The following is an 11,429-nucleotide window of genomic DNA, read 5'->3' on the forward strand; positions in this document are numbered from 1 at the left end:
CGCTTCATCAAAAGCATAATCCCCAGGAGTCTCCAGCAGTTTTACCCAGGTGTCTCGGTTATACGTAATATGACAAAAAACATGCCAACCCACAGCCATATCATTGACCGGCATTGAAGCCGTTGCATTAAACAGGTTCGTTTGTGGCGACATAAGTCCTCTCCGTTTTACTAACCAGCAAAATCCGCCTAGAAAACCTTCCCTGCCCAATCCTTCCTAGGGATTTTCCGGTGGGTTGTTATCCAACTCCTCCATCCAGTTCCCAAAAAGAGGGGAAACTTTAGGGACAGACTTTAGACCCCACCAACCGCATTCCAAGGTTAATTAGGAGCGAAAGGAATATTTTCTGTATCTATATTTACAAAATCATAGGGATAATAATTTGATTAGCCAAGCAAAATTAACAAATCTTGACACAGATGATAAGCTTTGTTGATGAATCGCCCCCGGTGCAGGGCAAACCCAATGGCCATATACTTGGGTTGGCGCCAAAGAACATTTTTTGCCAATGATCACTGAATTAACAGACCTCAAAAGAAACCTAGAGTTAATCTCCTCCCGCCTGGGGCAAACCCAGGACTATCTTTGACCTGCCGGGTTTAAAAGCAAAAGTTCACGATTTGGAGCAGTGCGCCGCCCAGCCAGATTTTTGGGACGATACTGACCAAGCCCAACAGGTTCTCCAGACCTTGAACGACACCAAATCCCAATTGCAGCAATGGCATACATGGCAACAGCAATGGCAGGATAGCCAGGCCATTGTGGAGCTTTTGGAACTAGAGGACGATGGGGCTCTGTTAACGGAAGCAGAAACCACCCTGGAGCAACTGCAAAAAGAATTAGACCGCTGGGAACTGCAACAATTATTGTCTGGGCCCTACGATGCGAAAGGAGCCACGTTAACCATCAATGCCGGGGCCGGCGGCACCGATGCCCAAGACTGGGCTGAAATGTTACTGCGGATGTACACCCGCTGGAGTGAAAAACAGGGTTACAAAGTCCATTTAGCAGAAATTTCCGAAGGGGATGAGGCGGGCTTGAAATCCGTCACGTTAGAAATTGAAGGACGCTACGCCTATGGTTACCTAAAATCCGAAAAGGGTACCCATCGACTAGTGCGAATTTCTCCTTTTAATGCCAATGGTAAACGTCAAACCAGCTTTGCCGGAGTGGAAGTGATGCCATTGCTAGGGGAAGAGGCGATTAATTTGGATATTCCCGATAAAGACCTAGACATTTCCACCTCTAGGGCTGGGGGTAAGGGAGGGCAAAACGTCAACAAAGTAGAAACTGCTGTGCGCATTGTTCACCTACCCACGGGCTTGGCTGTGCGCTGTACCCAGGAACGTTCCCAGTTGCAAAACAAAGAAAAAGCCCTGGCTATCCTCAAAGCTAAGCTATTGATTGTGCTGGAAGAGCAACGCGCCCAGGCGATCGCCGAAATTCGGGGAGATATGGTGGAAGCGGCCTGGGGCACCCAAATTCGTAACTATGTTTTTCACCCTTACCAGTTGGTCAAGGATTTACGCACCAACCTAGAAACCACCGATGTGAGTGGCGTGATGGACGGGGAATTGTCCGATTTTATTGAGGCTTACCTAAGGCATAGCACCCGCTTGGATAGCTAAAATTATCATCAATCCCAATAGCAACTGCCAGAGGAAAACCGTGCGAGAATACCATAAACCTTGGCTGATTTTGCCTATGGTTAAAGGCTGAACTGCATCCCCTAATAAAGGTTTGCTTTTCAACACCCCTTGGTAATAGTTATCGCCCCCCAGTTGCACTCCTAAAATGGCCGCATAAATAGCTTCGCTCCAACCGGAATTGGGACTGGGATCAAAGGGGCCGTCTCGACGGGCCATGGCCAAGATCTGCCTCGGTTTTTTCGACAGTAATGCCAGCATTAATACGGTGAGGCGACAGGGTAACCAAGTTAAATAATCTTCCAGCCGAGCACTAAACCAACCTAAATCCGTATAGGGTTCCCGTTTATAGCCCACCATGGAATCCAATGTACTGGATGCCTTATAGGCGATCGCCAAAGGCCAAGGGCCAATGAAAGTTAGAGCTAGTCCTAGTAGGGCATAAAAAAGGGGCGCAGTGACCCCATCTACCGTATTTTCCGCCACACTTTCCACTGTGGCCCGTAAAATCTCCGTCTCCGATAAATTATCCGTATCCCTGCCCACGAAGAGAGCCAATTTTTGTTGAGCAGTGGACAAATCCCCCATTTTTAATGGCTCGATCACTGATCGAGCAGCCTGGGCTAAACTATGACCGGCAAAACAACTAGCAACGCCCACTATTTGTATAAATATTGCTAAAACAGGGGAGAATTTTTCAGCTAAGTGAACTATTAACCAAGCTAGAAAGCCACTGCCAATAATTATTTTTAATCCTAAAAAAATCCCCCATAAACGCTTAGCAGTTTTGCCTGTAACTTTTTTGATAATTAGCTGACTAGCAAAATTAATTGCCCAGCCAATCAATTGCACTGGATGTAACCAAGACTTGGGATCTCCCAGGAGAAAATCTAACCAGGCAGATCCTCCTAGAATAACCAAAGCATTGAGGGGAAAAAGATTTAGCTCTTCCACCATCATTATTGACTTTTGCAAACTAAATTTGGCTGGTCATCTAAGAGAGCTTGATAAACACCGACCAAAAGGGGTTTAACATTATTATTGTGATCATCGACGGCGCTATTAAATAAAGCAGAAACGATTACTTCATTACAAGGAAAATAGAGATAAAAAGAGCGATGGCCAAGGGTTTCCCCCTGGTAAAACCAATACTGACCCCAATCTTCGTGGTAACCCTGGACAACTCCTAAACCAAATCCCGTGGGTTCTGCCGCTGTTGTGCCCACAATCGGTTCACCGCTGGCAAGGGAAACTAATTGGGTTAACTTTTCTTTTTGCTGTGGGGTAAGTAATTGATCTTCGATAAATAAAGCCCTCACCCAATCGATAATATCCTGTGTATTGGCCACCAGACCCCCGGCGGCTCCAGCCCAGGAAAGATTACTACTATCGAATGGTCTGCCTGTTAACTCAGGGTTAGTGTAGGGGTTAAAATTATTACCTTCCACCATGCGGGCTAAAATTCCTGGGGGATAGCTGGGAATGGGATAAAAAGTATTATCTAGCTCCAACGATTGCAAAAGTTTTTCATCAATTAGATCAGCATAACTTTGACCATAAACCTTTTCTAAAATGAGGCCACCCAAAGTATAAGCGGTGTTAGTGTAGGCGTAACCAGTATTTAAGGGAGGAGAGGGTAAATTAGCCTGAGGATATACCAAATCTACTAATTCCTCATCTTGCCAAATGCGCTCTGGACTCTGCACAAAACCATAGTTAAGAGTCGGGCTATCACTGTAGTTGGGTAACCCAGAAGTCATATTCAATAATTGGGTAATTGTTACTCCACTCCAGCGGTCATATTCTGGTAGATAGGTAGCAAAATTGTTGGACAAGGAAGCTTTTCCTTCCGCTTCTGCTTGGAGGAGGAGCACAGCAGTAAAAGATTTGGTTATACTGCCAATTTGGAAAAGACTGTTGGCATCAATGGCGGGGCTGTTGGGACTATGGCTTTTATTGCCCACCACGTAGGTTTTAGTTTCTCCATCCCCTACCTTAGTGGACAACTGAATAGCACTGAAAAATTCATCCTGTTTATAGGTTTGATAATGTTCATCCAGGATATTTTGTACCTTTTCATCTAAGGCTTCTGCCCAGGCATTACCGGCGGGTAAACCCCAAAAAAATGCTAACGCACCGACCAGAAATACGGATTTTTTCATAGCCTCTCTTGAATTTTATTGGGGTTTATTGCTGGGGAAGTTCATACTGCTCAACAATTTTTTGGGCGAAGGGGGGCACATGGTCGGCCAACTTTTCCGGATGATTCCGTTTAACGTAAAGATAGTTGCGGGTGAAGTGGGAATCAATGGAAAAGCGAGCATACTCTAACCCGGTGGGGCCAATTTTATCAATTATCAAACCCATTATTTTGGCCACCCACATGGGCAATGTTACCGCCTTATCATAGGCCGTAATGCCCTGTTGCACTGCCTGATGGCGATCGCCGCTGGAGTCCACCTGGCCGACGTTTAACTGGTCCTGCACTAGGTCTAGCATTTCCTGCCCCGTTTGATTGCGAACTACCAACCATTGCCAACCAAAGGGAGCGCCCATATAGCCGACCACAAGATCCGCCAAGCCGTTAACGTAATCAAAACAACTCATGCAGGAAGGGGCAAAAACTTCCTTTAATTGATTAGTTTTGAGACCAAAGAATGGCACCAATTCCGTCGAACCATCTTCATGCTTGAAATGCACCCGAAAATCCTGCATAAACTCGTAATACACCACCGTATCGGGGGATTTGCTGGTGGTTTCCAAGAATTTCTGTAGCCCCGCCCGGGAAACATTATCCACACAGGGGGTGCCCAACACATAGAGCTTTTCTAAGCCCAGTTGTTTTTCCACTGCCCGTAGAGCTTGGATTTGGCAACCCACCCCGATCACTAATAAACGCTTTAAACCAGACTTTTCCACTTCCTCCAACACCGATAAATTGGGGGAAAGGGTAGGTTTATTCACCTTTGCCGCTAGCACTTCCGCTGGGGTTTTGGCAATCACCACCTGGGGCTGAAAACGATCCTCTGGGGTATTTTGCACACAGACCACCCCTTCCACCAGGCCTTTGTTCAACATCTCACAGCCAATGGTGCTGACAATGCCAGTCCACTGGGCCCCAGGGATGGGTTCCTGTTTGCGGGCCGTGAGCATTTTTTCGTGCACCCCAAAGTAAACCTCATCTTCTTTGCCTAAATCCCGATGGCGGCCGTGGGTCTGCTCCTCCAGGTGGTCAAATTGTTGATTAATAAATGCACAAGCTTCTTTGACGTAGTGGATATAGTAGGTGTCGCAAAGACCGCAATCACTACAGAGTTCCTTGGCGGGACGGGGACTACCGGGTTTGAGACCTTTGGCTTTCTGGTGGGGGGCAGGAACGGTCATGGAAAAGTTGGAAATTTGCAAAAAGTTTTAGCATTGTCACTGTTTTCCACGGTAGCGCAAAACCTGGGGCCCACCCATTGGCAATGGGAATAGTTGGCCATAGTTCTCACAGGAGTTTTTTTAGGGGAAAAGGAACTTAAGAGTTTAGGACTTTATCGGCAAAATTTTCTAACTCACCAGTCCAGTTAGGGGAGAACTGGCATTAGCTTGATTTTTGATCGGCATTCGCCCCGACAAATAGGCTAGTCTTCCCGCCTGGGTCGCCATACCCATAGCCTGGGCCATCGCTACCGGATTAGCCGCCATGGCGATCGCACTGTTGATCAACACCGCATCGGCTCCCATTTCCATGGCCTGGGCCGCTTCACTGGGGGTGCCAATGCCCGCATCTACCACCACGGGAACTTTGGCGTTTTCAATGATGATGGCAATGTTGGCGGCGTTACGGATACCCTGTCCGGAACCAATGGGGGAACCGAGGGGCATCACAGTGGCACAGCCCACTTCCTCCAGACGTTTAGCTAACAGGGGATCAGCGTTAATGTAAGGCAACACAGCAAAACCTTCTTTAACCAACTGTTCCGCCGCTTCTAGGGTACCAATGGGGTCTGGTAAGAGGTATTGAGTGTCGGGAATAACTTCCAGTTTAATGAAATTATTATCTTCCTGCCCCAACAGTTTGGCCATTTCTCGCCCCAACCGGGCGACCCGAATGGCTTCCTCCGCAGTCTGACAACCGGCGGTGTTGGGCAACATCCAAATGGTGGACCAATCAATGGCTTCCGCTAGCCCTTCGTGACCTGGGGCATTGGTTTGTACACGGCGCACCGCCACTGTCACAATTTGGCAACCACTGCTGGCGACACTGTCCTGCATAGTGGTCAAAGAAGGATATTTGCCAGTGCCGGTCATGAGACGGGAGTGGAATTTACGGCCGGCAATTTCTAAAAGGTCTTCACTGTCCACCACATTTTCGGCAGCATGGGGCAGGGAAGGGTTAGCAACGGAGGGAAACACGGCAGTCATAGGGCGGCAGGGCAGTACGGGGGGCTTGGGAGTGGAAAAACGTTGGGGGCTAAAAGCTTTGATGAGGGGGGGAAAGTTCCGGTCGAGGATTAAATCGCTGATCAGGGTGGCGGTGATGGGAGCTAGCAAAATACCATTGCGGTAATGCCCGATCGCCAAAACGAGATTATCACAGGGGCCATAGCCCAAGAAAGGTAGTTCATCTGGGGTGCCGGGGCGAAATCCCCACCAAAAATCCTCAATGGCCCAATCGGCCAGGGCCGGGAAAAGTCTGATAGCCCGACTTAATAGGGTCTGAATACCCTGGGGCGTATTATGGGGCTCCCAGTCCACCCGTTCAGAGGTGGCCCCCACAATTAAACGTCCGTCCCGCCGGGGCACCAGGTAGGTTTGGGGACCAAAAAGCACCCGTTGCAGAGGATAGGGTTGATGGTTTCCCGCTGGCATCCGCAGGGCCATCATTTGACCTTTAACAGGGAAGACCGGCAGGGGCAGTAATTCTTTGGCCCAGGAGCCATTGGCCAACACATAGGTATCTGCTTGAAAAGACCCCTGATCTGTCAATAGTTCTGTTGCTTGGCCATGGCGCTGGGCGATCGCCTGGACGGTGACCCCTTCCTGGATGCGGACCCCGAGGGATTGGGCGGCTTGCCGCAGGGCGCTGATCAGTTTGCGATTATCTACTTGACCGTCATCGGGATGCCACCAACCACCAACTACATCTTCCCCCAGTCCCGGTTGGTAGTGGCGGATGGTTTCTCTGTCTAACCAAGGATTACTGCTGATATTGGGAGCATTGCCGTGGGGCGCTTCAAATACGGGGGAGAGAATGCCACAGGGGTTATAGCCCGTTTCCATCCCCGTTAATTGCGCCAACTTTTCCACCCATTCTCCATAACGCCAACGGGAAGCTAAACACAATTCCAGCATGGGGCCTGGGGCAATTTGTTCTGCGTGGGGGGCCAACATCCCCGCCGCCGCATGGCTAGCAGCCTGGGCAAAGTCTCGACTCAGCACCGTGACCTGTAACTGTCTCTGTTTTAATTTCAGTTCAACGGCGATCGCCAAACCGATGATGCCACCGCCAATAATGAGAACGTCACTGGTTGTTTGCATAACCTTAAAAAATCAACCCCTGAATGCTTGAACGCCATGGGCAAATCGGTGGGGGAAGTACCTAATTTCAGGTTAGCGGATTATCGAAAGCTGGGGGCTTTTTTCCCCATGGCATTGGCAACCCGACGGCGATCGCCAATGTAGGATGGGGGAGTACTGACCAGAGCTGAGCATTCCCCTGCGCCATGGCCATCAAACGTTCCGGCAACCAAAATTCTTCCCCCAACATTAAATCCGATCTGCTTTCTCCGGAAGTCACTGCCCAGGAACGAAATGCTAACCCCAACTTTGAACCCCCAGAGGCATCCCTACGGCCCCAAACCTTAGATGATTACGTCGGCCAACGGGATCTTAAGGAAGTATTACGCATTGCTATTCAAGCGGCCCAGGGTCGGCAAGAAGCGATCGACCATCTACTGCTATACGGCCCACCGGGGTTGGGCAAAACCACCCTAGCTCTGATTTTGGCGGAAGAAATGCAGGTACGGTGCAAAATCACTGCGGCTCCAGCGCTGGAACGGCCCCGGGACATCACAGGGATATTATTGGCATTGCAACCAGGAGATATTTTATTTATCGACGAAATTCACCGTTTAAATCGCTTAACGGAGGAATTACTCTACCCCGCCATGGAAGATTTTCGTTTAGACATCACCATGGGCAAAGGGCAAAGTGCCAAAGTCCGTAGTTTAAATTTGGCCCGGTTTACCCTGGTGGGGGCCACCACCAAAGTTGGTTCTTTAACTTCGCCGTTGCGGGATCGGTTTGGCTTAATTCAAAGATTAAGATTTTACGAGTTGGATGAGTTGCAACAAATTATTCTCCGCACCGCCGGTTTGTTAGCTGTACCCATTTCTCCGGCCGGAGCCCAGGCGATCGCCCTGCGGGCCAGGGGAACTCCCCGCATCGCCAATCGTTTACTGAAAAGGGTGCGGGATTATGCCCAGGTAAAGCAACAACCGGAAATCACCCCCACCTTGGCTTCGGAGGCGCTAGATTTGTACCAAGTGGATAAACGGGGTTTGGATTGGACCGACCGCTTAGTTTTGCAAACTTTAATTGAACAATTTCAGGGTGGTCCCACCGGCCTAGAGGCGGTCGCTGCGGCCACGGGGGAAGATGCCAAAACCATTGAGGAAGTCTATGAACCTTATCTGCTCCAAATTGGTTACCTGGCCCGGACTAGCCGAGGCCGCATTGCCACCGCCGCTGCCTACGAACACCTAGGGTTAACGCCCCCTAATCCCCTGCTGCCGTGGTAAAAAAGTTTAGTCGCAATCAAAAAAATCGTTTATTTTATGTTTGATCCAACGGCAATTATTGAGCAACAAACCAACGGTATCAACTACGACATCACCACAGAAGACTTGATCGCTAAGCTGCAACAATGGGATGGGCAATATGGCATTGAAATTAGTGAAGTTGCTTTTGACAGTTTGATTGTCCACTTTAAGAAATTACCGGCGGATTTGGCAGCCCTGGCCCGGGAAATCTATGAATTTTGCCCCGATGTTATTGACCAGGGATTTGGCTGTATTGACGATGCTTTACCGATGATGATGTCTGCAGGTCAGGAGCTTCCCCCGGAAACCCGAGTACTATTGGCGGGGGTGGACTGGAATGATCCAGATTTTGCCTTGACCATATTGCAAAATTCCCTGCGCCAAGACCAGGCAGTTTTCCTCTGGTGGGATTAGAGTTAATGCCCCATTTTCTCCTTTCTGATAACACCGATACAGAATGTTACAATGGGTTCTCGAACCACCGTCTCCGTTATTGATCAGCATTGACAAAACGGCGATCGCCGAACTCATATAAGCAACTTTCACAATCTAAATCACGACGATCCCCAATACCTGATTTACTCAGAGATGATTTCATAGGTCCGCTGAGATCCGGCAATGACGAGGCTTTCAGTGTTTATCATAGCAAGAGTCTCAAATGGGATAAACACTTGCTGGGTAAGAATTTGAACACTCTTAAGATTTTCTTTGGAAATTAGCTCTCAGGCAGAAATACTTTTAGAAAAATTAATTTAGAAAATGATTAATCGCGAACAATTCAAAGCAGAATTAGACTCCGTTGACGATCTGACGATTGATATTTTACACAGCGTTATGGTTGCTCTTAAACAAAAGACTACAGCTTCTACAAATCATCTTGATTGGTCTATTAATAATCCCCTTAAGAATAGTATTGTCCATGAAAATGATGTTTTAAGTCCCAGTAGTGAAGCTTGGGATGCGGAACAATGATTGTTTTGGACACCCATGCTTGGTTTTGGTGGTTAGCGGAATCACCTGAAATTTCTCGTACAGCACTTGATTTTATTCAAAGTAGTGATGTTGTTGGTATTCCCGCCATCAGTTGCTGGGAGTTAGCCATGCTAGTATCTAAGGAACGAATTCAACTATCCATGGACGTTCAAGTTTGGATGGACTTAGCTTTTCAACATCCTAAGGTTACATTATTGCCATTAACCTCTGAAATCGCTGTTTTATCAACTCGTTTACCAGGTGAATTTCATGGAGATCCAGCCGATAGATTGATTGTAGCTACTTGTTTAGTTAATAAATCTTACCTAGTTACTAAAGACAAAAAAATAACAAGTTGGAATTATTTGCCAGTAATTTGGTAATTGAGTTTGCCTATCTTCAACTACCACTTTATTTTCCTCCCCACATGTACAAATCTTGATTGAGGAGATCAATACTTTGGCTTAAACATTCTGCAAAAATATCTACGTCGATACAGGTACGTTTCCTAGTGCAGGAATTAAAATCACTCGGCTCTGGCTTTCCTTCCTGATCGATACGGAATGTTAAGATAAATCGTTGAAGGATCGTTCCCTTGCTGGGAAAAACCATAAAAGGACGATCGCCCCACCCCACCTATCTGACTTCCCCTAGACTTCCTAAACTCCCATGTTAAAAGCCCTCTTCGGTGATCCTAATACTCGTAAACTGAAAAAATTTCAGCCCTACGTGGCGGAGGTCAACCTCTATGAAGAGGACATTGAAAACCTGTCCGACGACGAGTTGAAGCATAAGACTGTCGAGTTCCGGGAGGCGTTGGACAAAGCCCGCAGCGATGCGGAAACAGAAGAAATTTTAGATGAAATTTTGCCGGAGGCCTTTGCTGTTGTTAGGGAAGCGGGGAAACGGGTACTGGGCATGCGTCACTTTGACGTGCAACTGTTGGGGGGGATCATTCTCCACAAAGGGCAAATTGCGGAAATGAAAACCGGGGAAGGGAAAACCCTGGTGGCTACCTTGCCTTCCTATTTGAATGGTTTAACGGGGAAAGGGGTCCATGTGGTGACGGTGAACGACTACCTAGCCCGGCGGGACGCGGAATGGATGGGACAAATCCATCGCTTTTTGGGCTTAACGGTGGGTTTGGTGCAATCCGGTATGAACCCGGAGGAAAGGAAAAAGAATTACGGTTGTGACATTACCTACACCACCAACAGTGAATTGGGGTTTGATTACCTGCGGGACAATATGTCCACGTCCATGATTGAAGTGGTACAGCGCCCCTTTAACTTTTGCATCATTGACGAAGTCGACTCGATTTTAATTGATGAAGCCCGTACTCCCTTGATTATTTCTGGCCAAGTGGAACGGCCGACGGAGAAATATTTGCAAGCTTCAGAAATTGCCGCTCAGTTACTTCCGGAAGAACATTACGAAGTGGACGAAAAACAACGTAATGTCTTGATGAATGACGAAGGTTTTGAAAAAGCAGAACAACTATTAAAAACCAACGATCTATTTGATAAAAACGATCCCTGGGCCCACTATATTTTCAACGCTATCAAAGCGAAGGAATTATTCCTTAAGGATGTGAACTACATTGTCCGTAACGGAGAAGTGGTGATTGTGGATGAGTTCACCGGCCGGATTATGGTGGGTCGCCGTTGGAGTGATGGCCTACACCAGGCGATCGAAGCGAAGGAACGGGTGGAAATCCAAAAGGAAAGCCAGACATTGGCTACCATTACTTACCAAAACTTCTTTCTGCTTTATCCTAAACTTTCCGGCATGACGGGGACAGCCAAAACAGAAGAAACGGAATTGGAAAAGGTTTATAACCTCCAGGTGACCATTACCCCCACCAATCGCCCTTCTAGTCGTCAGGATTGGTCTGATGTGGTCTATAAAAACGAGGAGGCAAAATGGAAAGCGGTGGCCCTGGAGTGCGAAGAATTACATGAACAGGGTCGCCCCATCCTGGTGGGGACTACCAGTGTGGAAA

At 47.9% G+C, this 11,429-nt stretch carries 11 protein-coding genes and 1 pseudogene; 6 read left to right on the forward strand and 6 right to left on the reverse strand.

Going from position 1 to position 11,429, the window contains the following annotated elements; translation table 11 throughout:
- The first annotated feature begins 508 nt into the window (after positions 1-508).
- Positions 509-1,628 (forward strand): peptide chain release factor 2 gene (gene prfB / locus IQ219_RS09645; protein ID WP_194019267.1). Its coding sequence is split into 2 segments (ribosomal slippage): positions 509-586 and positions 588-1,628, totalling 1,119 coding nucleotides; the frame shifts between segments, so codons are not numbered across the junction.
- Here prfB and cbiB read toward each other — a convergent pair.
- The 6 genes and pseudogenes from cbiB to IQ219_RS20390 all read right to left on the reverse strand — a co-directional run bounded on the left by cbiB (position 1,599) and on the right by IQ219_RS20390 (position 7,384).
- Positions 1,599-2,606, reverse strand: coding sequence for an adenosylcobinamide-phosphate synthase CbiB (gene cbiB, locus IQ219_RS09650; protein ID WP_194072462.1), 1,008 nt, complete (start codon positions 2,604-2,606; stop codon positions 1,599-1,601). The genes prfB and cbiB overlap by 30 nt on opposite strands.
- Positions 2,606-3,808 carry a serine hydrolase gene (locus IQ219_RS09655; protein ID WP_194072456.1) on the reverse strand — a complete coding sequence of 401 codons (1,203 nt, stop codon included), beginning with the start codon at positions 3,806-3,808 and terminating at the stop codon, positions 2,606-2,608. The genes cbiB and IQ219_RS09655 overlap by 1 nt, the downstream gene beginning before the upstream one ends.
- 25 nt (positions 3,809-3,833) lie before the next feature.
- Positions 3,834-5,030 (reverse strand): Coenzyme F420 hydrogenase/dehydrogenase, beta subunit C-terminal domain, encoded by a 1,197-nt coding sequence (locus IQ219_RS09660; RefSeq protein ID WP_194072457.1) that lies wholly within the window; start codon positions 5,028-5,030, stop codon positions 3,834-3,836.
- Positions 5,031-5,198: 168 nt separating this feature from the next.
- Positions 5,199-6,056 (reverse strand): thiazole synthase, encoded by an 858-nt coding sequence (locus IQ219_RS20095; protein WP_228016883.1) that lies wholly within the window; start codon positions 6,054-6,056, stop codon positions 5,199-5,201.
- 90 nt (positions 6,057-6,146) lie between these two features.
- Positions 6,147-7,172, reverse strand: a pseudogene (thiO, locus tag IQ219_RS20100) (glycine oxidase ThiO); the annotation flags it as partial.
- A gap of 80 nt (positions 7,173-7,252) precedes the next feature.
- Positions 7,253-7,384 carry a hypothetical protein gene (locus IQ219_RS20390; protein WP_255512818.1) on the reverse strand — a complete coding sequence of 44 codons (132 nt, stop codon included), beginning with the start codon at positions 7,382-7,384 and terminating at the stop codon, positions 7,253-7,255.
- On the opposite strand from IQ219_RS20390, the gene ruvB reads away from it, so the two are divergent.
- From ruvB to IQ219_RS09690, 5 genes are all read left to right on the forward strand, one after another.
- Positions 7,358-8,434 carry a Holliday junction branch migration DNA helicase RuvB gene (gene ruvB, locus IQ219_RS09670; RefSeq protein WP_194072459.1) on the forward strand — a complete coding sequence of 359 codons (1,077 nt, stop codon included), beginning with the start codon at positions 7,358-7,360 and terminating at the stop codon, positions 8,432-8,434. The two genes, IQ219_RS20390 and ruvB, sit on opposite strands and share 27 nt — an antisense overlap.
- Before the next feature lie 36 nt (positions 8,435-8,470).
- Entirely contained in the window at positions 8,471-8,869 is a 399-nt protein-coding gene (locus IQ219_RS09675; RefSeq protein ID WP_194072460.1) for a DUF4253 domain-containing protein, read from the forward strand.
- A gap of 345 nt (positions 8,870-9,214) precedes the next feature.
- Positions 9,215-9,427 (forward strand): hypothetical protein, encoded by a 213-nt coding sequence (locus tag IQ219_RS09680; RefSeq protein WP_194019262.1) that lies wholly within the window; start codon positions 9,215-9,217, stop codon positions 9,425-9,427.
- The gene (locus IQ219_RS09685) at positions 9,424-9,810 is read left to right on the forward strand and encodes a type II toxin-antitoxin system VapC family toxin (protein WP_194019261.1); all 387 of its coding nucleotides are present in this window, start codon (positions 9,424-9,426) and stop codon (positions 9,808-9,810) included. Before IQ219_RS09680 ends, IQ219_RS09685 begins: the two co-directional genes overlap by 4 nt.
- Before the next feature lie 286 nt (positions 9,811-10,096).
- A partial coding sequence (locus IQ219_RS09690; protein WP_194072461.1) for a DEAD/DEAH box helicase occupies positions 10,097-11,429 on the forward strand: 1,333 nt, incomplete at its 3' end.

It is taken from the genome of Synechocystis sp. LEGE 06083 (genome assembly GCF_015207725.1).
In the GTDB taxonomy this organism is placed as follows: Bacteria; Cyanobacteriota; Cyanobacteriia; order Cyanobacteriales; family Microcystaceae; genus Synechocystis; species Synechocystis salina.

Bases quoted from the DNA above. Each gene is read 5' to 3' on its own strand.
- IQ219_RS20095 (WP_228016883.1), bottom strand. From the start codon at position 6,056: ATGACTGCCGTGTTTCCCTCCGTTGCTAACCCTTCCCTGCCCCATGCT.
- IQ219_RS09660 (WP_194072457.1), bottom strand. From the start codon at position 5,030: ATGACCGTTCCTGCCCCCCACCAGAAAGCCAAAGGTCTCAAACCCGGT.
- IQ219_RS09685 (WP_194019261.1), top strand. From the start codon at position 9,424: ATGATTGTTTTGGACACCCATGCTTGGTTTTGGTGGTTAGCGGAATCA.
- ruvB (WP_194072459.1), top strand. From the start codon at position 7,358: ATGGCCATCAAACGTTCCGGCAACCAAAATTCTTCCCCCAACATTAAA.
- IQ219_RS09675 (WP_194072460.1), top strand. From the start codon at position 8,471: ATGTTTGATCCAACGGCAATTATTGAGCAACAAACCAACGGTATCAAC.
- cbiB (WP_194072462.1), bottom strand. From the start codon at position 2,606: ATGATGGTGGAAGAGCTAAATCTTTTTCCCCTCAATGCTTTGGTTATT.
- IQ219_RS09655 (WP_194072456.1), bottom strand. From the start codon at position 3,808: ATGAAAAAATCCGTATTTCTGGTCGGTGCGTTAGCATTTTTTTGGGGT.
- IQ219_RS09680 (WP_194019262.1), top strand. From the start codon at position 9,215: ATGATTAATCGCGAACAATTCAAAGCAGAATTAGACTCCGTTGACGAT.